This window comes from Virgibacillus sp. M23 (assembly GCF_034190895.1).
GTDB lineage: Bacteria > Bacillota > Bacilli > Bacillales > Amphibacillaceae > Virgibacillus > Virgibacillus salarius.
Window position 1 is genome coordinate 1 of record NZ_JAWDHA010000015.1, and the last position, 25593, is coordinate 25593.

Here is a 25593-nt window from a genome sequence, read left to right on the forward strand (position 1 = left end):
GTTTGGGTGTGATTACTTTAACTTTACCAGAAGGTATCCCTTTTGCGTACATAAATCTCAAAAAAAGTGGTACTTACCAAATTATTGGCGAGTACCACTTTTTATTTTACTGGGTTTTGTCCCAGCCCCGTTTTTGTGTTTCTTATTTACTTTTGTCCAGATTCTTTTTAATGACTAGATTAAATTTATGCGGAATAATGTCTCTTTACGACCTCAGCACAACGTGAACATAAAGCAGGGTGTTCACTATCTTCACCTACTGTTGTAGCAGAAATCCAGCATCGTTCACATTTTTCTCCAGCGTGTTTATCAACTGCAACATGAACATACGAATAAGGCTTAGTTTCTGACGTATCATCACTTACCTCAGCCTCTGAAACAATTAAATATTGATGTAGCTGCTCAATAGACTGTAATACATCTTTCGTTTGCTCATCTTTCGGTACTAACTTTATTTTTGCTTCAAGTGACTTACCAATTATTTTCTCATTTCTAGCTTCTTCTAATGCCTTTAACACATCATCACGAACACGCATGAAGTGATCCCATTTTTCTACAGCAAATTTTGTTATTTCTCTCGACTCAGGAATGTCTGTTAATTGAACACTATCACTTTCTACTCCTGGAATATACTCCCACACTTCTTCAGCTGTATGCGGAATAATCGGTGTTAATAGTTTAACTAGAGACGTTAGAATTTCATAATAGCCTGTTTGAATACTACGTCTTCTATGATTATCCTTTGCTTCAATATATAAAATATCTTTAGCAAAATCCAAATAGAAGGAGCTCAAATCAACTGCACAGAAATTATGAATTTGATGGAATATTGGTGAAAACTCATAGCTTTCATAGCTTACACGCACATCGTTTATTAATCGTTGAAGACGATAGAGCATATATTTGTCGACATCTTCCAATTCTGTATCAGCAACTCGATCTGTTTTCGGATCAAAATCAGCAAGATTAGCAAGCATAAAACGGAATGTGTTACGGATTTTACGATACGCTTCAGAAACCTGTTTTAAGATATCATTTGAAATACGAACATCAGCTTGATAATCTACTGAAGATACCCATAAACGAAGAATATCCGACCCTAGCTGCTTCTGTACTTTCCCAGGTTGAATTACATTGCCCAGCGATTTACTCATCTTTCTACCGTCACCATCAAGTGCAAACCCATGGCTAATAACAGTTTTATAAGGAGCTTTTCCAGTAACAGCTACTGATGTGGATAAGGATGAATTAAACCACCCTCGGTATTGGTCGCTACCTTCTAAATAAATATCTGCTGGACGATAATGATCTTCTCTGCCAAGTAATACCGCTTCATGTGAAGATCCAGAATCAAACCATACATCCATAATATCCGTTTCTTTGGTAAACATATTGTTTGGGCTGTGCTCCGAGGTAAAGCCTTTAGGTAGTAAATCATTTGCTTTCCACTCGAACCAAATATTAGATCCATGCTCCTTAAATAAATCAGACACATGACTAATTGTTTCATCTGTAATGATTGGTGTTTTATCCTCTGCATAAAATACTGGGATTGGCACACCCCATGTTCGCTGACGTGAAATACACCAATCTTCCCTATCTCGCACCATATTATATAATCTTGTTTCTCCCCATTGTGGATACCAATTGATAGCTTTGATTTCATCTAATATCGTATGACGAAAGTCCTTAATCGAAGCAAACCACTGTGACGTTGCACGGAATATCGTTGGTTTCTTCGTACGCCAATCATGTGGATAGGAATGCGTTATAAATGCGAGCTTTAACAATGCACCGGCTTCGTCTAATTTTTCTGTAATTACTTTATTTGCTTTATCATAAAACAGACCTTCAAAGCCAGGAGCTTCATCGGTAAATACACCTTTTTCATCTACTGGGCAAAGTGCATCCATACCGTAACTTCTAGCTACGTAAAAGTCATCTTCACCATGTCCAGGTGCTGTATGAACACAACCTGTACCAGCTTCTGTTGTTACATGTTCTCCAAGCATTACTAATGATTCACGATCATAGAAAGGGTGTTTAGCGACAACCTTATCCGCTTCTTCTCCTTTAAAGGTTTGAATTACTTCTGGATTGTTCCATTCTAACGCCTCTGTCACTGCTTCTAAAAGAGCGTGAGCAATGACAAACTTATCATCATTTACTGCAACTACAGCATATTCTAATTCAGGGTGGATACTTATTCCAAGATTAGCTGGGATCGTCCAAGGTGTTGTCGTCCAGATAATAAATTTGACGTCAGATTCCAATAAGCCTCTACCATCCGTTACTTCAAATGAAACGTAGATGGAAGGAGATCGTTTATCATGGTATTCAATTTCGGCTTCGGCCAAAGCGGATTCTGAAGAAGGAGACCAATACACTGGCTTTAATCCTTTATATATATAGCCTTTCTTCGCCATTTCTCCAAATACTTTTATTTGCGCGGCCTCATAATCCTTTGTCAACGTAATATATGGATTGTCCCAATCGGCACGTACACCTAGCTTTTTAAATTGCTCCCGCTGGTTATCTACTTGTCCAAGTGCGTATTCAGCACAAAGTTTTCGAAATTCAGCAATACTTAATTCTTTACGTTTCACTTTCTTATTTTTTGTCAGTGCTGTTTCAATTGGTAAACCATGTGTATCCCATCCTGGAACATATGGTACATGATATCCTGTCATCGATTTATAACGAGTAATAAAATCCTTTAAAATTTTATTTAATGCGTGACCAATATGCAAATCTCCGTTTGCATATGGAGGGCCATCATGAAGAATAAATAATGGTTTCCCCTTTGTTCTTTCTAAGCTCTTTTTATATAGGTCCTTTTCCTCCCATTCTGACTGGCGAATAGGCTCTTTATTTGGTAAGTTTCCACGCATCGGAAATGCAGTTTTTGGCATTAATAATGTTTCTTTATAGTCCATTTATGCTCCTCCTTCTAAATTAAAAAATCCCCTCTATCCCAAAAGGGACGAGAAGACTCGCGGTACCACCCTTATAAATTTGACTAACTGTCAAATTCACTCGAAATTCGTAACGTGAATGATCCCGTTCATTACTAATTCATTTCATAATGAAAGCTCAAGAGTGATTTTCTAAAAGTATTACTGTGTTGGGCTCCCACCATACCCCAACTCGCTATTCAGTAACTCACCTTTATACTAGCTCTATCCTTGCTTAATTTATTCAACTAATGATTCATAGACCTCTGTGTAAGAATTATATGTAAAATAGCGACTAGCGTCAAGGCTTATGATTCATTCTCTGCTAATTCTAGGTCTTCACCTATTTCCGCATCAAATAACTGTTCCCAATCATCAGTACCTATCATGTCCAACTGAGCTTCAACCAACATTTTTAAACGTGTACGAAAGACTTTGGCCTGTTTTTTTAACTCTTCTACATCCATTGAAATACGACGAGACTTGCTTAGAGCTTCGTTAATAATGCGGTCAGCATTTTTTTCTGCCTCTTTAATTATTAATTTGGATTCTTTTGTAGCATTGCCTTTTAGCTCTTCGGCAGTTTCCTGCGCGATAAGAATTGATTTATTTAGGGTTTCTTCGATATTCGTAAAGTGACCAAGCTTCTCATTTAAGTGATCTACTTGCTCCTTTAAATCCTTTTTCTCACGTATAACCATTTCATAATCTTTAATTACCTGATCAAGAAATTCGTTTACCTCATCTTCATCATATCCGCGAAAACTTCTAGTGAATTCTTTATTATGAATATCCAATGGTGATAATGGCACAACAGCCACCTCCTATTAAAGTTGTTTCACAAAACGTACTATCCCCATCTTACACTTTTATTCGACAAAAGGTAGCTAATTCCTGCATATTTAACAAAATTATTTCAAGATTGCAGTAGTTACCTTAATTTTATCTTTTTTTGTTTTCCCCCTAATTTGTACCACTTTACTCCTTCCCTTACCTCTTAGTGATAATAGATCACCTTCCTGTAAGAGAAACTTTACATCTTCGATGACTTTAAAATTCACCTTGACATGTGACTTATTAATGTAAGATACCGCATCTTTTCTTGAAATCCGGTAGATTTCTTTAACAAGTGTATCAAGTCGTAAGGAGGAGACGGTGCAATCTGATTCCTCCCAGTTCATTTGTTTCCGTTTAAATTCTGATAACGGCATTTCTTCCAACGTTATTTTTGTTGTTTTGATGGATAATAAATTAGTCTTCACATATGAAGCTATTTCATCTGCAACGACGATTTGGATCAGGCCATTGTCCACGTAAATATCTCCAAGCTTTTTTCGTTTAATACCTAAAGATAGAAATGCGCCCATTATGTCGCTGTGTGTCACATTTACAAATTTAGATTGATAACTAGCTTGTAATAATGTTAATTGAAAATCATCAGCTTGTATTGTGTCATAAAAGGGGGCAATTACTACCCGTTTCCGCTCCACATATGGATTTCCTCCATGATAGGCTAGTTTTACTTCATCGCCTTTGGAACCAATAAGCATGTCCATGATCTGCTGTTCACGAGGGTCAAGAAAATCTGTTAACCGTTGCTGAAAGGATCGCTCCACTTGTTCCTTCCATGACATGACCTGATCAATAAAGGGCTCCTCATCTTTCCTAAAATGCTGGTAGATCTCCATTGTTTAACCCTTTAAAAAACAAACATCTGGAAGAATTGTAATAACCCCATTCTTGCTAAATACAAGACAAAAATGGCGACGATTGGTGATAGGTCGATCATGCCGATCGGAGGAATAAACTTACGAAATTGCTCTAAATACGGTTCACATACTTTTGCTAATATTTGTCCGAATGAAGATTCCCTTGCACCTGGAAACCACGACATAAAAATATATATAATTAACGCATAACTGTATATAACAAAAGCAGTATCTAATAATCGATAAAGTCCAAACATTTATTTGCTACCATCCTTTTTCATATTCATCTTCCATAAAAGCGTCTGTAATCGTACCAGACACATTGACATTATCAGGTGTACAGAGGAATGTTTGTGCACCCAGCTTTTGTATATCGCCATTTACAGCATATACTGTCCCACTTAAAAAGTCGACGATGCGTTTCGCCTGATGATTGTCCACGCGTTGTAGATTAATAACGACTGCTCGGCGATTAACGATATTGTCGGCTATTTCCTGGGCTTCATTGTATGTCCTAGGTTCACATAGTACAACTTTAGAAGTTGGATTTTGCATACTAGTAAGATTAACGACATTTTGATTTTTATCTTTCGGTTGTGGTCTAGGATCATTTTCTAGTTCATCAACATCAACATATTCATATTCATACTCATCTTCCATTGTGAAATAGTTTTTAATTTTGTTCTTTAAGCTCATTTTGTCACCTCACCCTACTAATTTTGTACCAATTCGGATATGTGTTGCACCCTCTTCAATTGCTATTTCATAATCATTACTCATGCCCATAGAAAGATACTGACAAGGCGCATGCGTATAATTTTCACGTTGTACGTTTGACCTTATATCAGCTAATCTACGGAAAATCATTCGTAGTTTTTCTTTATCATCAATGTGAGGAGCCATTGTCATCAAACCAACTACATACACGTTAGGATAGTTTGCTAAGTCCTCTATAAATGGAATAACTTGGTCTGGATCAATACCATGTTTCGATTCTTCGCCGCTTACATTTACTTGAATAAAGCAGTTCACTGGATCAGTTGCACGTTTATTTATTTCTTTCGCTAACGATAATCTATCCAGCGAATGCAAAAAATCAACTTGATTAATAATTTCTTTTACTTTCCTAGATTGCAGTGTACCAATAAAGTGCCAGGTCCCTTTGTCTTTTAAAAGATTATACTTCTCTTGGAAGCCCTCAAGTCGATTTTCACCGATATTCGTGATGCCAGCTAGTATCGTTTCCTCTGTTCGCTCTATTGTAACATATTTCGTCACACCAATTATGGTGATGTCCTCCAGATTTCGATTACGCTTCAAACATGCTTGTCTTATTTTTTGCTGTATTGCTGTTAAATTTTGTGCTACATCCATTATTTCCAATTCTCCTCCCTCGTATAATCATGATGAAAAGCCAATAAAGCCTAACATTCTACCAGTTCTCCCATGATCTCTGCGGTGTGAGAAAAATAAGTCATTCTCTCGAAACGTGCAATAATTTGTTACATCTATATTATTACGTAATACCCCAGCTTGTAAAAGAATATCTATATTTAATTGTTTTAAATCAAGTAAATATCGATTTATACCAGTTGGTAGAACTGAACTTTGTCTATGTGATAATGGAATCCTATCGATAACCTTTTGCTCTACTTCGTAAAACTGCTTTGTTATGCAAGGGCCGATAGCCACTAACAAGTCGCTCACATTTACCCCATGATTGGCTAGGGTATTGACCATATCATCAGCTATCCCACTAACAGTACCTTTCCACCCTGCGTGTGCAATACCAATATAAGAAGTAATTGGGTCGAAGAAAAATAATGGAACACAATCTGCAAAAAATCCAGTACATAAAATCCCTGAAGTATTTGTAATTAATCCGTCTGTATCTTTAATTGCCGTATCATATTCGGTTGCACCTTTACCTTTGTCATTTTCAGTGACAGCATGTATGCGTGTTTGATGGATTTGCTCTCCACTAACCCAATTATTTAATGGAATCCTTACATGATTAGCAATTATTTCTCTATTTTTTATTACATTTTCTGTACTATCATTAACATGTAACCCACCATTTAAGGATGCGTATGGTTGCCTACTTACTCCACCATGTTTTGTGGTAAATCCAACTTTTAATTTTTCATTTCGTTTTTGCCATTTTTCGATATGTAATATGGAATCATTGTGCTTGATAAAGGGCTCTGACAATCTAACTACCTCCCACGTTCACTGCTTGTTTCATTTTACCACAAAATCTGCTGTTTTTTATTTTCTTTCCTGAATAAATGGTTCATTATATAATTTCGGCTTTTCGACATCTTTTACGAGGATAACATCCGATCCAATTCGAACAATTTGATTCCAATGGATAACAAGTTCTTCTGCCTTACCAAATAATCCACTTTTCTTATCCCTCGGAATGATTACAATTGCAAGAATTCTACCATTTGTTGTATCAATTTCTAAGTCATTGATATGTCCCAGTTTTCGACCATTGTCAATAATGATTACTTCTTTAATTTGTAGTTCAGATAATTTTATCACTTTTATTCACCTCACCCTTACTCTATATATATGCATAACTTTTGTGATCTTTCATGGAACAATAAATTTACAAGATATCTTTGCGATTAGTTATACAAGAATGCTTGCGTTGGAAGTTATAGATACTTATGACACGAACTCGTCAAAATTTGCAGGAGATTCGTTGTTTACTTCAAACAGGTTCGTAGCGACTAGAGCGAGTCAACGGAGATAAAGGAATCACTGTGAGCTTGTGAGCCGATGATGACTTAGATTAGGGTGATTCATGAAGTCGCATCGTTCCCTGGGCACTGAAGCTGGAAGCGGCTCAACACGCCCATATTTATCCAGATTGGCTAACACTTATAATTTCCTTAAATTACCAGAATAAAAAAGCTTGTAGACATTCTCTACAAGCTGAAAGTGTAGAAACACCTATAGCGTTTCTACACTCTGAGGGAACAGATCCGTAATCTTCCCTTGACTATCTTAATAGCCTTTCATTTATTCAAACATCTGTTTATTCATTTGTTTAATCGCTGCTTTTTCCAAACGAGAAACCTGCGCCTGGGAAATTCCAATTTCATCTGCAACTTCCATCTGTGTTTTTCCTTGGAAGAATCGTTTGTTTAGTATCATTTTTTCACGATCGTTTAATTGATGCATCCCCTCTTTTAAAGATAATTTATCAAGCCAGGTAGAATCCTTATCCTTATCATCACTTATTTGATCCATTACATAGATCGGATCACCGCCATCATTGTAAATTGGTTCGAATAAGGAAACCGGATCCTGTATAGCATCCAATGCAAAAACAATATCTGAATGGGGAATACCCATTTCTTCTGCAATTTCCATTGGGGTTGGTTCCTTTGATGTTTTGTTGATTAATTTTTCTCTTACTTGTAGTGCTTTATAAGCAATATCGCGTAATGATCTAGAAACTCTAATTGGATTATTATCTCGCAAGTATCTTCTGATTTCCCCAATGATCATAGGAACAGCATAGGTAGAAAACCTCACATTATGGGATAAATCAAAATTATCTATGGATTTCATTAATCCGATGCAGCCAACCTGAAACAAGTCATCAACGTATTCTCCACGATTATTAAATCGTTGAATAACACTTAAGACAAGTCGCAGATTTCCGTTAACCAGCTCCTCCCGTGCAGATAAGTCTCCATCTCCTTGTTGCATTCTCTTAAATAATTCTCGCATTTCTTCATTCTTTAGTACAGGTAGCTTCGATGTATCAACACCACATATTTCAACCTTATGTCTTGTCATCTGCGTTCAACCCTCCCAGTTGGTGATGCTGTTCATGGACAGTATCTCCGACTGAGAAGATTTTTATGCAGACACTAGCATGAAGAAATACTCATAAAAACCTTCTTTACTTACAGCGACAAGGCTAGACCATTTTATTAAATTCTTTTTTTAATCGGCGAATAATTTTTTTCTCTAATCGGGAAATATATGACTGAGAAATACCTAACATATCCGCTACATCCTTTTGTGTTTTTTCTTCTTCTCCAATTAAACCAAATCTCAGCTCCATGATTTGTTTTTCACGGGCATTTAACTGTGACAGAGCATTCTTCAATAAGCTTTTATCAACGCTGGACTCTAGATTTCTTGTAATTATATCTTCATCTGTTCCTAAAACATCAGAGAGTAGTAACTCATTTCCATCCCAATCGATATTTAGCGGTTCATCAAAGGATACCTCTGATTTAAGCTTATTATTTCTTCTTAAATACATTAAAATTTCATTTTCTATACAACGAGATGCATATGTGGCAAGTTTAATTTTTTTCTCAGGATTAAAGGTATTCACCGCTTTAATAAGTCCGATTGTTCCAATACTAATTAAATCTTCAATATTTATTCCTGTGTTTTCAAATTTACGAGCAATATAAACAACCAATCGTAAATTTCGTTCGATTAAAATGGCTCTGGCGGATTTATCTCCCTTTGGAAGTAAGACTAATAATTCCTGTTCTTCTTGCTTAGAAAGTGGTGGTGGTAAAGCTTCACTCCCACCAATATAATATATTTCATCTGATTTGAGTCCTAATTTAATTAAAATTTTGTACCACCATAAACGAAGGCGTAATTTTGTTGATCTCAAAGCAATCTCTCCTTTATGCAGAATGAATTGTCGCTAATTTTATAATTTGTGGATGTAATAAACAATGATAGCTTTCATCTTTTGTTAGATTGGAAAACTGAAGCCCTACCAATACTTTACTCGTTACAATCTTTTGTTCACCATAATAGATAACTAATGTATCTGGTCGAATCGTAAAGAGAAATGTACTATTACCTTGAACACCTTGATAAGGTACTAACTGCAAATATTTCTCCCACTCCGTTGGCAAACTATCCAAATCTAGTGATTCACTGCACTTACGAACTCGTTTCCATTCTTCTTCCGTAAACCAATTCTTCAAGAAAGGTTCGTCGCATAAGATTACCGGTTTTTTTGTAAGCGGATCGATTAATTGATTACCACTATCAATGTACCCTGTAGTAGAATAGCTCTTTCCCTTAATTTGTATAGTTACTGGGCACAATTGATCATAGCGTATTTTTTCTGCAGCATGCTTGTCCATACGGGATTTTGTAAATACCCAAACCAATGGAAACCCGATTACAACAAATAGCCAGCTTACTGGATCTCCAAAGCCGCTGTTAAAGGTCAGAAATCCATTGCTGTCTAAACCAAATGGACGCTGAAATAAATAGTGAATACCTATTAATCCACCTCCAATAGAGAAGGTAATAAAATAAAATAGCAGCAATAATTTTATCCAACGGTAAAAATTATGATAACCAAATGTAGTTAAGATAATGAAGCACGAGAACAAGAGTTTTCCTATTACACTGGTAAAAAAAGTATCAGGAAAATAGAGAGAGATAGGAACGAGTAAAGATGCAACAAATCCCCCAATTACTATGCGGATAATCCGTGTACTATCTCTTGCTAAAGCTTGTGTGAGCATTAAAAGCATGATATCTAATAAAAAATTTAATGCCCAAACAGCATCCAGATAAATAGTCACACCTTTCCTTCCTTTCACGTATTCTGTCATATGAAAGATTTTAAATTATTAACTTCATAATGATTAAAGTATATCGAAGAGAAAAGGAAAAGTCTGTCATTTCCTGTATGGTTCGTATGACTAATTTTAACGAGTTGTTGGAATGTTTGTCGGTAATTATAGCCAAGTTAAAAATTGGACTTAAATGACCTATGCATGAAATTGGTTGATCCAATTTAAAAGAAAAGAGGATATACATAATGCTTAAACTTGATAATTTGGCCAATTTTTGTGTGGTGGGTGTAATAGTGAAGAAAATCGAGAGAGGAACTGGAAAACAGAATTTATAGTAATAAAGTACCAGTGACCAGTCCAATTGTTACTCATGTTCTAAATTCATTCATAGGATGGTTCTTTTCCTTATAATGAACAAATTGACAAAGAATAAAAGCGCAATCGCTCGATTAGAAACGTAGCGACTAGAGCGAATCAACAGAGATAAAGGAATAACGGTGAACTTGCGAACTGATGATGACTTATCGTAGGGCGTTTACGCTCGACGCGGCTCAACACGCTCCTATGTATCCACATGGACTAATTTTATAATTTCTTTGACAATAAAAAAGGCCAATGCACGTAATAGTAGCATTGCCTTCTTTTTATCATTAACGATTTCGATTACGGTTTCGATTTCTTAAGAAAGTTGGAATATCTAAACCATCTTCCTCTTGTCTTGGTCTTTGCTGTTGAACAGGTTCACTCTCTCTTTCTCTACTAGGTGGTTCTTCATTTACTCTAGTAGCAGCATGCTGATGATGATTAATTACCGGTCGATGCTGTTTTGGTTGCTGCTCCATTTTCTTAGTAGATTCATCAAAGCCTGTCGCTATAACCGTGACAACAATTTCATCTTTTAAGTTTTCATTAATAACCGATCCAAAGATTACATTGACTTCATTATCGGCAGCAGAAGTAACTAAATCAGCAGCTTCTTGAACTTCATACAGACTTAAGTTAGTACCCCCAGTTATATTCATCAAGATGCCGTGCGCGCCATCTATTGAGGTTTCTAATAGTGGTGAAGAGATTGCTTTTTTAGCAGCCTCAGTAGCCCTTGTTTCACCAGTAGCTACACCAATCCCCATTAGGGCAGAGCCCTTATCAAACATAATGGTTTTAACATCGGCAAAGTCAACATTGATTAGCCCTGGTTTTGCAATTAAATCTGAAATGCCTTGTACACCCTGACGCAATACATTATCAGCTTCGCGGAAAGCTTCTAACATTGGTGTATTTTTATCTACTATCTCTAGAAGACGATCATTTGGTATAACAATTAATGTGTCCACACTACCTTTTAATGACTCAATTCCAGAAATTGCTTGCGTGGATCTTCTTCGGCCTTCAAAAGAGAATGGACGCGTTACTACTCCTACTGTAAGGGCACCAAGATCTTTTGCGATCTGTGCAATAACTGGAGCAGCACCAGTACCAGTACCTCCACCCATTCCAGCAGTTACAAATATCATATCTGCTCCTTGCAGTACTTCCTCAAGCTGTTCTTTACTTTCTTCTGCGGCTTTTTTGCCTACTTCAGGATTAGCTCCAGCACCTAATCCTCTAGTTAATTTTCCACCAATTTGTATTTTCAATTCTGCTTTTGATAGATTTAAAGCTTGAGCATCTGTATTTACAGCGATAAACTCTACACCTTCAACGCCGTGTTCGATCATACGGTTAACAGCATTATTACCGCCACCGCCAACTCCAATTACTTTTATTGTGGCTAATTCTTCCATGTTTGTATCAAACTCCAACATATCTCGTTCCTCCTAATATGCAAAATTACAAGCGTTTCTAGAAGCTAATTAATTAGAGGTCACCTTAAAGTATACAGTAAAAAATACTGCTTTTTAAGTCGATGGAAATAATTGTCTAATCAAAAAAATACTTAAACAAATTAGCTATTCCAGATTCTTTTTTATTATTTTCTTTTGCTTCATTTGATTTTGACTGTTTTTTTACTCGCTTTGGTTGTATTTCTTGTTTCTGTTCGATAACAGATGGAAACAATTCTTTTCCTTGTATTTTCGCATTACGGTAGGCAAATTGCAAGATTCCAACCCCCGCAGTAAACTGTGGTTCTCTGACACCTATATAATCTGGAATCGCTATACGAATATTGGATTGATATATATCCTCCGCAAGCTCCAGAACACCCGGCATAGCCATCGTACCTCCAGTCAGTACATATCCACCAGGTAATCTATGATAGCCCATCTTTCTAATTTCTCTTTCAGCAAACGCAAAAATTTCTTCCATTCTAGCTTCTATCATATCTGAGATTTCCAATTGATTATACGTTTGCTTTGTATTACTTCCTATTATGGAAACATCGAATACTTCTTCCTCTAAAGCATGATCATAAAAGGCATGTCCATAATTTAGTTTAACATCTTCAGCCTCCTCTGTAGACGTTCGTAACCCAATCGACAGATCCTTTGTAATATTGTCACCGCCCAATTGAACGACACTTGTTGAGACAAGATGATCACCTTCAAAAATAGATACAGTTGAGCAACCACCACCAACATCAATCAATGCGACACCCATGTTCTTTTCATCCTTTGATAAGGCGGTCGTACCAGCTGCAAGTGGTTGAAGACAAATATCAGCAACCTGGAGATTTGCTCGCTCCACACATTTTAAGATGTTATGTAAAACCGTCTTAGAGCAAGTGATAATCGTACCTTCCATTTCTAATCGTACGCCAATCATTCCTCGTGGATCATTAATCTCGTCTAACCCATCAACAATAAATTGTTTAGGTATGACATCGATAATCTCACGTTCTGGAGGAATGGACATAACTTGGGCTCCATCAATCACTCTCGTAATATCATCATCACTTATCTCACGGTTTTCACTTTGAACCGCTACTACTCCGTGACAAGGTTGTAATTGAATGTGATTTCCATTCACGCCGACTACAACACTATCAATTTGCATGCCTACCATACGTTCTGCTTGTTCAACAGCATTTCTAATGGACTGGACTGTCTGATCAATGTCTATAATAGCACCTTTCTTCATGCCATTTGATTTAGCAGAACCAACTCCAATGATGTTTAATGAATCGTTTAAAACCTCACCTATTATAACTTTGATTTTTGATGTACCTATATCAAGACTTACTAATACTTCACTGTTGTTCAAGTAAGGCACCCCCCAGTTCAGAAGCTGCATAACTAAGCAAACTTCTTATACCAAATTCTGTAATTATCCTAATAATGTAATAGTTTAAAACATTTCCTAAAAATAAAATATATATAGGTTATTCCACATAAAATATAGGATTCCTTTTATTTTTCGGTAATTTTTTTAAAAAAATTAAGCAGATTTTACAATTAATACAATGTGATCATTAATTATTTAGGAAAAAGAAACCATACCTCTTATATTAAACTATTTCGTAAAGAGAGCTGGAATTATGACTTTCATAAGAAATTAAATTCTTTTACTCACGATTTTCAGATGTTGCCTCCTGATTTATAGTATCTTCTACTGATTCTTCAGATTCAGTGGTTTCATCTTGCTGGCTCTCTTCTTTTTCATTAAAAGACTCAAAATAGGCTCCTACTCCAATATGAACAATTCCTTCACTGTCTGCATCCAATTGAGCAACAATAGATGGGTATACTTCCATTCTAGCTGCAAAATCCCGAATCGTTGCATCAACCGTTAATCCATCATTCATATATAGGCGAATTTTGTTTTTATTATCATCCGTTGGAGCCCAATGAATCTCAGAAATTAACTTCAATATACTTTTGGGAAGTTTTTCTAGTTCTGCTGTCATCCTATGTATATATTCTTTTTCGGTAAAATTGGATATTAATGGAGCATCTCCAGTAAAGGTATGCTGTTCCAAACTATTGAGCACAGTACCGTTCCCTAGAATTGGATAATATTTTGTTTCCTTTTGTACATAACCAACACGCTCATATTCTTCCACTTGAATAGTGATTGTCCACGGTAATTTTCTATCTACACTTGCGGATGAAATAATCGGATTATTCTCTACTGCTTTCACACTCGCTGATTTATCAATTGTCCATATATTCATATCTTCCGCTAAATTACTTATGCTTATTACTTCTTTATCCGATAAAAAGGTATTTCCTTCTACCTCGATATATCGGATATGACTTAATGAAGATTGCAGATAGACGATAATAGAAATTAATAAGAAAAAAATAGAAAGATAAAATATTAACCGTCGATTTGCCTTTTTTTTCCTAGCCTGCTTCAATTTCGGTATCCTATCTTCTATTGAAACAACTTTCTTTTTTGCCATCTCCATTTCTTCCTTTATCATAAATTAACAATAGAAATGGCAAATAAATACCATTTCCTTATGTTAATTTAAAGTATATCACATTATCCCTTTAAAGTTGTAGTGTACATAGATGGAAAATAAAGTTTTTAAGCTCTTTGCAATATCTCTGCAAACTATGGTTTTATAGTAAGTAATTTTAGATTTTCGTATATCTACTAATATTTAGCAAAATACCTACAGAACATAGTATTAATGTTAATGATGATCCTCCATAGCTTAAAAAAGGCAAGGTAATTCCAGTTACAGGAATTAAACCAATAACGACACTAATATTTATCATTGCTTGAATCGCAAGCATGGAAACTATCCCAAGTGCTAAGAAACGAGAGAATAGATCAGGTGCCTCCAGGGATACTTTTATCCCACGCCATAGTAAGAGTAGAAACAGCAATAAAACGATAGTACCTCCAATAAAGCCAAGCTCTTCTCCTAAAATAGCAAAGATAAAATCAGTTTGTGGTTCAGGTAAATAAAAATACTTCTGTAGACTATTCCCAAATCCTAACCCCATTAAACCTCCTGGACCAATTGCATATAGTGATTGTATAATTTGGAATCCATCGCCAAGTGGGTCTTCCCACGGATTTAAGAATGCAGTAATTCTACTAATACGATACGGTGCAGATGCAATCAGACCTACAAAGCCTATCAGCCCAAGTAGAGCTAGTCCAAAAAAATGTGAAAGTCTAGCACCAGCAGCAAATACTAAAATCATACACGTTAATACTAATACCATACCAGTACCTAAATCTGGTTGAAGCATAATTAAGCCAAACGCAGTAAATATCAGCATAATGGATGGAAGAAAACCTTGCTTCAATGAGGTAATATACTTCTGCTTCGTTGCTAAAAATGCAGATAGAAAAATAATTAAACCTAACTTCATAAATTCCGATGGTTGAATACTGAATGCCCCTATTCCAATCCAGCTTTGTGCTCCTCCACGTACCATTCCAATTCCTGGTATTAATACTAAAAATAAAAGTATGAAGCAAGCTAACAAAATCACTCTCGCGTATTTTTTCCACGTACTATAGGGAATTTTCATCACAAAAAGCATTGCTGCTACGCCGACGCCAGCAAATAATACTTGTCTTTTTACATAATACCACGCATCACCAAATTTATATTCTGCCCAAACATAGGAGGAGCTGTAGACCATAATGACTCCAATAAGTAACAAACTTATGATAACGCCCAATAAGATATAATCGGGTGAAGTATGTGATCTCGCTTTATTCTGGAACAAAAATAACACCCCTCTTTAGATTGAAATCGGGGTGTTGTTTAAAGCTATTTACTTCACGATGTTTTTTCTACTCGGTTCAAAAAGAAGGTGAGACATACTTCTTGAACAAGTTCTTTAAACAAGCCCCTATACTATCGTATGCACGGCTTGTATAAACATGTCTCCTCTTTCTTCAAACGTCGCATATTGGTCCCAACTTGCACAAGCTGGAGAAAGCAGAATGGTGTCACCTTCTTCTGAAAAATCAAAAGCAGTTTGTACCGCTGTTTCCACATTATCTGTTAATTTTATCTGGGGAACGCCTGCATGTTCGCCAACTGCCTTCAATTTTTCTGCAGTTTCTCCAAATAACACCATCGCTTTAACATGTTCTAAGTAAGGGATTAGTTCACTAAATTCATTCCCTCGATCTAACCCACCAGCCAACAAGATTACCGGTTTTTCAAAAGCTGATAACGCCTTTTGTGTTGCCAGAATATTCGTTGCCTTTGAATCATTATAAAACATCCTACCAAGATGTTTTCCGACAAATTGTAAACGGTGCTTTACCCCTGTAAAAGCAGATAGGGCAGTTTGAATCCCGTGATTCGTAGCACCGCTAAGCTTAGCAGCAGCTATTGAGGCAAGTATGTTCTCATAATTATGCTCTCCCATTAAGGCGATATTTGATCGATCCATAATCTTTTCATCTCTAAAATAAATCGATGTTTCATCCATCCAAGCACCATCTTCTAAACGCTCCTTAACAGAAAAAGGAACTTTATGAGCTTTGCTGTTTTCTACTGCATCAATCAAGCTACGATCGTTGGCATTATAGACGAGAAAATCTTCTTCCGTTTGATTCTTAAAGATATTAAATTTTGCCTGTTTATAATTATCAAGTGTTTTATGATAATCTAAATGCGCCTCGAAAATATTTAATAAAACTGCAATCCTAGGCTTGAATTTATCTATCCCCATTAACTGAAAAGAAGATAGTTCTAAAACTAAATTCTCGTTATTATCTATTGTTTGTGCTACTTCAGTTGCAACTATTCCAATATTTCCAGCTATCTTAACAGGTTGGTCACTCTGTGTAAGCATTTGAGCAGTCATCGTGGTTGTCGTTGTTTTACCATTTGAACCTGTGATACCAATGATTGTTGCATCTGTTAACTGCGCAGCTATTTCTATTTCAGTAATAATTGGAATTTCTTTTTTTATAGCCTCGGCAACAATTGGATTCTCATAGGAAATTCCTGGGTTTTTTACGATTATGTCGATATCATTTAACACAGAAAGAGGATGGGAACCAACAATTATCTCTGCACCCATCTCCCTTAATCGAATTACCTCTTCATCTGAAGCAGTTGCTTTTTTATCGTTTATACGTACCTTTTTCCCATCTTTCATTAATACCTCAGCAGCAGCTGTACCACTCTTAGCTAAACCTAATACAAGTACATGTGAATAGGGAAAATCATTTAGCTTTCTCAATTTATGCCCACCTCAATGTATATACCTAAAGCTGCAAAAATTAAGCCTACTAACCAGAAGGTTGTTACGACACGCCATTCAGACCAACCTAATAATTCATAATGATGATGTAGTGGGCTCATTTTAAACACCCTTTTTCCAGTTGTTTTAAAAGATATAACCTGAATAATGACAGATAACGTTTCAATAACAAAAACTCCACCGATAATAACTAAAATAATCTCTAATTTAGTTAAAATGGCAATAGCAGCGATGGCTCCACCTAACGCTAATGAGCCTGTGTCACCCATAAATACCTTAGCAGGATGTGCATTAAATACAAGGAAACCAAGCAGTGCACCAACTACAGCTAATGAAAAAATAGTGACTTCATTTTGTGGAATTCCATACCAAGCTAGAATTCCGAATGCACCAAATGCAATAGCAGCGGTACCTGCAAGTAATCCATCCAAGCCATCTGTAAGATTAACGGCGTTAGAAGCACCAACAAGCATAAAAATAATTAAAAGTGCATAACCCCAGCCCAATTCCCATTGAATAGATGTACCTGGAATTGAAATGTAGGTCGGAAAGCCTTGATCTCTCAATATAAAATATACAACAAGTGCAATAATCAGCTGACCAAACATCTTTTGTTTTGAAGTCAAACCAAGGTTCCTCTTCATTGCGACTTTAATAAAATCATCTAAGAATCCTAATAATCCGTACCCTACTAACACAAAAATGAGTAACCAAAGTTCATAGCCAATGCCATCTGAATTTGTTTTCAAGGCCATAATTATTGATGTGATTATAACACTTAGAACAATCATTAATCCACCCATTGTAGGCGTACCTGTTTTCTTTTTATGTGATTTTGGCCCTTCTTCTCTTATGCTTTGTCCAAACTTTAATCGTCTTAAAAATGGAATAATAATAGGAGACATAAGGACGGTGATTAAAAATGCTATAGCAATCGTTATGACTAATACGAATATATTCATTGTTTCTCCTCCTTGTTAGAAACCGTCCATCTATTGTAAATAACTAACTTCTTTTATCATTAATTCAAATTTCAATCCTCTAGATGCTTTAAACAAAATTACAGTGTCTTTATTCAAATAAGGTTGAAGTGCCTCAATGAGCGCTTGTTTATCCCTAAAATGCGTTGAGGGAATTAGAGAATGTTTTTCTTTCATTGCTTTAGTAATGTATTTAGCATCCTCGCCAAATGTGAAAACTTCTGTCACAGGTTCTGATATAACTTCAGCTACAGACCGATGTAACATTTCTGAATGATTTCCTAATTCTAGTATATCACCTAGTACTAGTACTTTATCCTTAAAATCATGTAATTGTTTTACAACTTTTATTGCAGCCTTCATCGATGTCGCAGAAGCATTATAGGCATCATTAATAATGGCTACACCATTATTACCTGTTAGCCATTCAAATCGCATTCCTGTCTTTTCCATTTGCAAAAATGATTGCTGTATTAATGCGCCGCTAATATTTAACAATTCTCCAAGTGCTATTGCAAATGTTGCATTTTTAGCATGATGCTCTCCTAAAAAAGGTATGCTATATTCCTCATCTTTACCTAGCTGAAAAAGTGTCTGTGCATGTTTTAACTCGACCGATATGATTCGTTTATCGTTCGTATGATTAAATCCACATGTACGAACATTAGCTTTTTTATGCATATGATAAAGCAATTCCTCATCACCATCGATAATTAAATAACCATCTGACTTTAGTCCGGAAGTGATCTCAAGTTTAGCTTTGGCAATACCTTCGCGTGAACCTAAATATTCAATATGTGATTCGCCAATATTGGTAATTATGGCATAATCTGGCCTTGCAATTTCGGATAATTGTTCAATTTCTCCAAAGTTGCTCATTCCCATTTCTAAAACCAATGCTTCCGTATCAATCGGCATAGATAAAATAGTTAATGGTAATCCGATATGGTTATTATAATTTCCATCTGTATAATGTGTTCGATATACAGCTTTCAGCATAGCTGCCACGATATCTTTCGTAGAAGTCTTACCATTTGAACCTGTAATACCTACTACGATTGGATCAATCTTTTTCCGATAATGAAAAGCCATTTCCTGTAAGGCAGTAATCGTATTGTCAACAAAGAAAATCGGAAGGTCATCGGGAACCTGCTGTGGTAGAGCCTTCGCCTGATCCCAAAATACAGCAATTGCTCCATTATGAATTGCCTGTTCCACATAAGCATGACCATCAAAGTTCTCCCCAATAATCGGAATAAACAAGGAATTTGGCTTTTGCTGCCTACTGTCTGTATGAACATGTTCTATTGATTTTCCGTGGATATCCCCCGTAAAGTCTGGAAAAAATCCCGAAAGCCAATTTAAACTAAACATAATCTCTACTCCTTAGCTAAAATAGCTTGGCGAGCTATTTCTCGATCATCAAAATCATATTTAACATTGCCGATTTGTTGATATGTTTCATGCCCTTTACCTGCTATTAGAATAACATCACCAGCTTTAGCATGTTCTACAGCATACTGTATTGCCAATCTTCGATCTACGATAACTTGATAATCTTCGTTAGCATGCAAACCATTTGTCATATCATCCAAAATTTCTTGGGGATCCTCCGTTCTCGGATTATCAGATGTGAAAATAGCATGATCTGCATATTTTAATGCAATTTCCGCCATAAGTGGCCGCTTCGTACGATCACGATCACCACCACAGCCTACTACTACAAACACACGATTTTCTGCAAATTCTTTCACCGTCTGTAAAACATTATCTAATGAATCCGGTGTATGTGCATAGTCAACAATAACTGCAAAGGACTGCCCTTCATTCACAGGTTCAAATCGACCATTTACACCCTCCATTTTTTCTAAAGCCGTTTTAATGTGGGCAATCGGAATATCACTCACAATTGCTACAGCACTGGCCGCCAACATATTATATACATTAAACATACCAATAAGCTTGCTTTGGATTGTTAACTCTCCAACAGGTGTCGTTAATTGGAAAGTTGTACCTGCTGCACCAAGTATAATATTACTTGCCATTACTTGAGCAGAATTTTCGATTCCGTACGTAATCACATGTTGAGCTGTACTTTCTTTTAATAGTGTACTTGACGCATCATCTTCATTAATTACGGCATATTTATCTTCACCGCTATAACTATTGCCTAGCTGCGCAAACAAGAGGCTCTTGGCTCTTAGATAGTCATCAATATCTTTATGATAATCTAAGTGATCCTGAGATAGATTTGTAAAAACCGCTATATCATAATCACAACCATAAACCCTTCCCTGCACAAGCGCATGCGAAGAAACTTCCATAATTGCTTGGTCTACATCTTGATCTAGCATCTTTTTGAACGACTTCTGAAGTAGTAACGCATCTGGAGTCGTATTGGCAACCGGATATGTTTCATTTCCTATTTTCATATGAATCGTTCCAATAACACCTGTCTTTTTCTTATATTCATTAAATATCGTTTCAAGCAGATACGTCACCGTAGTCTTACCATTTGTTCCAGTGATACCGATTAAAGGTAGCTTAACAGTAGGGTTATTATAATATTTCACACCAAGCATCGATAATGCTCTGCTTGTATTAGCGACTTTAATTATTGGTACGCTTGAATGTACTTCTTGATCGACAATAACGGCACTGGCTCCATTTTGAACCGCCTGCTCTACGTAGTCATGTCCATCAACTGTAAAGCCTTTGATGCAGACAAAAAGATTACCGGATTCTACTTTTCGCGAATCCATTTCAATACCAGTTACCTCTATATGAGCTATATCATCATTTGTTTCATAAAAAGGTATACATCCTAACAAATCAATTAATTTCATGTTTAACATCCCAATCTAAAATAATGTCCCACATATGTATTCTCGTAGATTACAATTTTTAAGAGGGTGACAGCACCCTCTTTTATTCTTTTTCCACCTAAATCATTATAGCAAATTTATCCCTGTTTAACGATTATTTTCCGATAAATAAATGCGGATTTTTGATCCTTGCTCTACTTTTGTTCCAGGACTAGGTGCTTGATCAATAATATAATCACCCTTTCCACTAGTTTCGATGGATAGGTTTGTCATGTATTCCGTTAATTCTTCTTTATCTAGTCCCACTAAGTCAGGAACTTCTACTTTCGGTTCTTCTGGCCACTGATATTCTTTGTCCAGTCCACCCTTACGAGGTTCGACTTCCATTGCCCTTAGGCTATCACCAATAATTGTACCAACAATTGGTGCTGCTACCACACCACCAAACTGGACCGTATCTTTCGGATTATCAACAGCTACATACACAACGATTTCAGGATCATCTGCTGGAGCAAAACCAATAAAGGATACCACATAGTTATTTTCCATATATCTACCATCTGGTCCAACTTTTTGTGCTGTACCTGTTTTCCCGCCAACTCGATAGCCATCAACATATGCAGGTCGTCCTGTTCCTTGTGCAACAACACTTTCTAAAGCATGACGTATCTCCTTGGAAGTCGATTCGGAAATAACTTTCTTTTTCATGGTAGGTTCCACTTTTTCGGTTGTCTTTTTTGTTTTAGGATCAATCCACTCTTCTGCAATATATGGTTCGTATAAATAGCCACCATTAACTGCAGCTGCTACCGCCATTACTTGCTGAATTGGAGTAACAGATACACCTTGTCCAAAAGCTGTAGTAGCCAATTCAACTGGTCCTACATTTTCTGGTTTAAACAGAATTCCATTCCCTTCTCCCTGCAAGTCAATTCCTGTCTTTTTACCGAATCCAAAACTATTGATATATGAAAATAGCTTCTCCTTTCCTAACATTTGACCAAGGCTTACAAAGCCAGGGTTACAAGAATTCTGGACAACTTCCAAATAACTTTGATGCCCATGACCACCGCTCTTCCAACAATGTAATTCGGTTCCTCCAACAGAGATGTCACCATCATCGTGAAAGTGATCATTTTCTAAATCTACGACTTTTTCCTCAAGAGCAGCAGCTAATGTAATAATTTTGAATGTGGAACCTGGTTCATACGTACTCCAGATCGGCAGGTTTCGATCAAACACATCGGAGTCTACTTCTTGATAATTCTCGGGATGAAAGTTTGGACGTGACGTCATACCAAGAATTCCCCCAGTTTTAGGATTTACGGCAATCGCAACTGCACCATCTGGATGATATTTGGACTCAGCTAGATCAAGTTCACGCTCCATAATAGTTTGTACTTTTGTGTTAATAGTTGTTTTGAGGTCTAGTCCATCCTTGGGAGGGCTGTATTCATCTGCTAATCTATCTAGACGTCTACCTTTCGCATCTGAGTAAAAGGAGAGACTGCCTTTATCTCCACTTAATTTATCATCATAAAATAACTCAAGACCCATTAATCCTTGATTATCAATGCCTGCAAATCCGAGCACGTGGGAAAGGTCATCTCCGTATGGATAATGTCGCTTAGAATCTTTAGATAAATAGACACCATCCATATTCAATGTTCGAATAGCGGTTTCTTGTTTTTCATCTATTTTCCTGCCATCTGGATGTATGTTCACACTCGATGCATTTCGTGTAACATATTCATAAGCCTTATCATATGAAATGTCTAGAATATTGGACAAATTCTTTGCCGTTTCCTCAGGCTTATCAACTTGCCTCGGTACAACTACAACGGATGGAGCTGTTACATTTTCAGCAAGTACTTCACCATTACTGTCCAATATATTTCCTCTTTCAGGTTCAAATTCAATATCCCTTGTCCATAATTCATTGGCTTGTCCCATTAATTTATCGCCTATTACAAATTGCACATACCCTAAACGAATATCAATAACTGTAAATATTAATAAACCAATAAGAAAAACAGCGACTATCCGTTTTTTTGTCGTCACAGCAGATACACGTTTCATACTACATCTCCTTTTTATAGACATGCTTGTATCCACTATATGAACAATAAAATTGGATTAGAACACTGTTTCTCATCGCCACAAAATTATATTACTTGTGTTATTCCCCTGTATCTTCTTGATCTGATGAAGTGTTTTCCTGCTTTTCTTGATTCGGAGGTACTAATTCAATACCTAAATAGTCTTTAGGCTTTACAGGTGTACCTTCCTTTATATTCTGAGTAACAACATAGCCATTACCAAAGGTCTCTGTTTTCAATTCCAATAGATTTGCTAACTGTAATGCATCACGTAGCGACCAGCCCACGATGTTAGGCATCTTTGGTTTTTCAGTTATTAATAAAACATGATCATTTGGTAACACTTTTTCACCTTCTCTGACATTACTAGCTACAATTTCCCCTTGACCAGCTACCGTAACTTTCAACCCATGCTTTTTAAGCTCTTTCTCCATTTTACTAGCATCTTTTCCTACTAAGGTAGGGATGCTTACTTGTTTAACCTTGTTGGTCTTCTCTTTATCAGGATTAATATTCAAATAGTGAAGCCCATTCTCCATTACATTTTTAAAAATAAAAGATACTGGTGTCGAACCTGATTCCGTTGGCTCTAACTTGGGCTGCTTAACAGATACATACATCATTAACTCCGGATCATCGATGGGTGCCATGCCTAAGAAGGAAAAAACATGATTTTCTTTACCAGATAAATATCCTCCTTCAGGATTAGGAATCTGCGCTGTCCCTGTTTTACCTCCAACTGTATAATCATCCAGTTTATACTTTTTACCCGTCCCATCTTCTCCATTTACAACAGATTTCAAAAGCTCTAAAACTTGTTCAGCTGTCGCTTTAGAAATTGGTTTGCCAACTACATTTGGTGACTTCTCTTCGATTATTTCTCCAGAATTAGCGTCAACAATTTTTTTGATCACATAAGGCTGTAGCATTTTTCCATCATTTGCAATAGCTGTTGCAGCTTTCATTTGTTGAATTGGTGTTAGCGTACTACCTTGACCGAAAGAAGTACTTAACTTCTCACGCGGCCAATTATATAAAATTTCACCAGCTACCTCATTGGGTAAATCAATTTCCGTTTTTTTATCAAATTGAAAGGCCTTTAAGTATTCTAGATATTTGTCGGTACCAATTTTTTCCCATACAAGCTTAGAAGCTGCTACATTGGATGATCGTTGGAATCCCTTATCAAATGAGATTTTCCCCCAACCGTTACCTCCATTATGGTCACGCACAGGCTTTATTTGCTCATTGGGTTGGTAGCTACCTGACATATAAGGTTCACTACCATTATATACATTCTCTTCTATCGCTGCTGCCCAAGTAAACATTTTAACCGTTGAACCCGGTTCAAACGGTGTAGAAACAACGTCATTAAACCAATTTTCTACTTTTGGATCATTCGGATTATAGCTTGGTCGATTACTCATCGCCACAATTTCACCCGTTTTAGGATTCATTACAACAGCAGAAATGCGCTCAGGCTCATACTTTTCATCTGCCTGTGTAAGTGTATCCTCCAGTAAGGTTTGAATTTTCTGTTCGATCGTTAAATAAACATCATCTCCATCCTCAGGTTCAGTAACAACTTCTTCTGGATGCAAGAGCTTTTTATTATATTGATCACGCTGATAAGATATGCGCCCATCTTTACCGCTTAATAAATCATTCATTTCATGTTCAATGCCAGCTACACCTTTGATTTCTTGTTTCGTACCAGTTTTGTCTTTCTTATCAACTTCTGTTTCTCTTGCAAACCCAATAATTTGTGAAGCAAACATTCCATTTGGATAATAGCGAATTGCTTCTTCCTTGAAATTAATTCCAGGCAAATCTAAAGCTGCAATTTCATCTTTTTTCTGCTGAGATAATTCTTTACCGTTATTTCCAAACTCAACCTGAAATTTATTTTTTTCGATGCCAGCATTTAACTGTTCAAGCACTTCACTTTCTTTCATATCTAATAAAGGAGCCAGCAATTCCGCAGTTTTCTCCGGATCTTTTACATGCTTTGGCTCCTCTAAATCTTCGGAATAGGATTCATCTACAATGGCGTATAATCTATATGTAGGTCGATCATAAGCCAGCGTCATTCCATTACTATCGTATATTTTTCCTCTTTCTGCGGGTAATGTATAAGATGATGTTCGTTGTTTATCTGCCCATTCCTCCAATGATACTCCGTTTATTTCCTTTGTGGCTTGAATGTAGAGAAACCGTCCTGACAATGTAAGAAATGCACCTACGAAAAGGATTATAAAAATGCCTGCCATGAAGTGAGTCGCTTTATTTTTCCTCATAACCATGTTCC

At 36.4% G+C, this 25593-nt stretch carries 21 protein-coding genes and 1 other annotated feature; all 21 genes read right to left on the reverse strand.

Annotated features, from left to right (window positions below; all coding sequences use genetic code 11):
- Positions 1 to 185 precede the first annotated feature (185 nt).
- A complete protein-coding gene (gene ileS, locus RVS70_RS08120; RefSeq protein WP_205388505.1) occupies positions 186 to 2936 on the reverse strand; it encodes an isoleucine--tRNA ligase in 2751 nt (916 codons plus the stop codon).
- Positions 2937 to 2976: 40 nt separating this feature from the next.
- Positions 2977 to 3195: a binding site (T-box leader), on the reverse strand.
- A gap of 67 nt (positions 3196 to 3262) precedes the next feature.
- Positions 3263 to 3766 (reverse strand): DivIVA domain-containing protein, encoded by a 504-nt coding sequence (locus RVS70_RS08125; protein WP_026680818.1) that lies wholly within the window; start codon positions 3764 to 3766, stop codon positions 3263 to 3265.
- A gap of 99 nt (positions 3767 to 3865) precedes the next feature.
- Positions 3866 to 4642: an RNA-binding protein gene (locus RVS70_RS08130; protein WP_121605056.1), complete on the reverse strand. Its 777-nt coding sequence runs from the start codon at positions 4640 to 4642 to the stop codon at positions 3866 to 3868.
- 11 nt (positions 4643 to 4653) lie between these two features.
- Positions 4654 to 4920 carry a YggT family protein gene (locus RVS70_RS08135; RefSeq protein ID WP_026680816.1) on the reverse strand — a complete coding sequence of 89 codons (267 nt, stop codon included), beginning with the start codon at positions 4918 to 4920 and terminating at the stop codon, positions 4654 to 4656.
- A 7-nt stretch (positions 4921 to 4927) separates the two neighbouring features.
- A complete protein-coding gene (locus RVS70_RS08140) occupies positions 4928 to 5359 on the reverse strand; it encodes a cell division protein SepF (protein ID WP_026680815.1) in 432 nt (143 codons plus the stop codon).
- Between the two features lie 9 nt (positions 5360 to 5368).
- The gene (locus tag RVS70_RS08145) at positions 5369 to 6037 is read right to left on the reverse strand and encodes a YggS family pyridoxal phosphate-dependent enzyme (RefSeq protein WP_026680814.1); all 669 of its coding nucleotides are present in this window, start codon (positions 6035 to 6037) and stop codon (positions 5369 to 5371) included.
- A 27-nt stretch (positions 6038 to 6064) separates the two neighbouring features.
- Positions 6065 to 6874, reverse strand: a complete 810-nt coding sequence (pgeF, locus tag RVS70_RS08150) for a peptidoglycan editing factor PgeF (protein ID WP_121605055.1) — start codon at positions 6872 to 6874, stop codon at positions 6065 to 6067.
- A 57-nt stretch (positions 6875 to 6931) separates the two neighbouring features.
- The gene (locus RVS70_RS08155) at positions 6932 to 7210 is read right to left on the reverse strand and encodes a YlmC/YmxH family sporulation protein (protein ID WP_026680812.1); all 279 of its coding nucleotides are present in this window, start codon (positions 7208 to 7210) and stop codon (positions 6932 to 6934) included.
- Between the two features lie 483 nt (positions 7211 to 7693).
- On the reverse strand, positions 7694 to 8479 hold the full coding sequence (sigG, locus tag RVS70_RS08160; RefSeq protein ID WP_026680811.1) for an RNA polymerase sporulation sigma factor SigG: 786 nt from the start codon (positions 8477 to 8479) through the stop codon (positions 7694 to 7696).
- Between the two features lie 124 nt (positions 8480 to 8603).
- Positions 8604 to 9323 carry an RNA polymerase sporulation sigma factor SigE gene (gene sigE / locus RVS70_RS08165; RefSeq protein WP_026680810.1) on the reverse strand — a complete coding sequence of 240 codons (720 nt, stop codon included), beginning with the start codon at positions 9321 to 9323 and terminating at the stop codon, positions 8604 to 8606.
- A 13-nt stretch (positions 9324 to 9336) separates the two neighbouring features.
- Positions 9337 to 10257, reverse strand: a complete 921-nt coding sequence (gene spoIIGA, locus RVS70_RS08170; protein WP_026680809.1) for a sigma-E processing peptidase SpoIIGA — start codon at positions 10255 to 10257, stop codon at positions 9337 to 9339.
- Between the two features lie 644 nt (positions 10258 to 10901).
- Positions 10902 to 12056, reverse strand: coding sequence for a cell division protein FtsZ (gene ftsZ, locus RVS70_RS08175; RefSeq protein ID WP_026680808.1), 1155 nt, complete (start codon positions 12054 to 12056; stop codon positions 10902 to 10904).
- 115 nt (positions 12057 to 12171) lie between these two features.
- On the reverse strand, positions 12172 to 13452 hold the full coding sequence (ftsA, locus tag RVS70_RS08180) for a cell division protein FtsA (RefSeq protein WP_121605054.1): 1281 nt from the start codon (positions 13450 to 13452) through the stop codon (positions 12172 to 12174).
- A 301-nt stretch (positions 13453 to 13753) separates the two neighbouring features.
- On the reverse strand, positions 13754 to 14593 hold the full coding sequence (locus RVS70_RS08185) for a cell division protein FtsQ/DivIB (protein WP_121605053.1): 840 nt from the start codon (positions 14591 to 14593) through the stop codon (positions 13754 to 13756).
- A 178-nt stretch (positions 14594 to 14771) separates the two neighbouring features.
- Entirely contained in the window at positions 14772 to 15884 is a 1113-nt protein-coding gene (gene spoVE / locus RVS70_RS08190; protein ID WP_026680806.1) for a stage V sporulation protein E, read from the reverse strand.
- Between the two features lie 126 nt (positions 15885 to 16010).
- Positions 16011 to 17360 (reverse strand): UDP-N-acetylmuramoyl-L-alanine--D-glutamate ligase, encoded by a 1350-nt coding sequence (gene murD / locus RVS70_RS08195; RefSeq protein WP_121605052.1) that lies wholly within the window; start codon positions 17358 to 17360, stop codon positions 16011 to 16013.
- Positions 17357 to 18343, reverse strand: coding sequence for a phospho-N-acetylmuramoyl-pentapeptide-transferase (gene mraY / locus RVS70_RS08200; RefSeq protein WP_026680804.1), 987 nt, complete (start codon positions 18341 to 18343; stop codon positions 17357 to 17359). The genes murD and mraY overlap by 4 nt, the downstream gene beginning before the upstream one ends.
- Before the next feature lie 30 nt (positions 18344 to 18373).
- Complete coding sequence (locus RVS70_RS08205; RefSeq protein WP_246484574.1) at positions 18374 to 19735, reverse strand: UDP-N-acetylmuramoyl-tripeptide--D-alanyl-D-alanine ligase; 1362 nt, start codon at positions 19733 to 19735, stop codon at positions 18374 to 18376.
- Positions 19736 to 19740: 5 nt separating this feature from the next.
- Complete coding sequence (locus tag RVS70_RS08210) at positions 19741 to 21207, reverse strand: UDP-N-acetylmuramoyl-L-alanyl-D-glutamate--2,6-diaminopimelate ligase (RefSeq protein WP_321132848.1); 1467 nt, start codon at positions 21205 to 21207, stop codon at positions 19741 to 19743.
- A gap of 126 nt (positions 21208 to 21333) precedes the next feature.
- Positions 21334 to 23265, reverse strand: a complete 1932-nt coding sequence (locus tag RVS70_RS08215) for a stage V sporulation protein D (RefSeq protein ID WP_026680801.1) — start codon at positions 23263 to 23265, stop codon at positions 21334 to 21336.
- A 100-nt stretch (positions 23266 to 23365) separates the two neighbouring features.
- A complete protein-coding gene (locus RVS70_RS08220) occupies positions 23366 to 25582 on the reverse strand; it encodes a penicillin-binding protein (RefSeq protein WP_121605048.1) in 2217 nt (738 codons plus the stop codon).
- Positions 25583 to 25593: the final 11 nt, after the last annotated feature.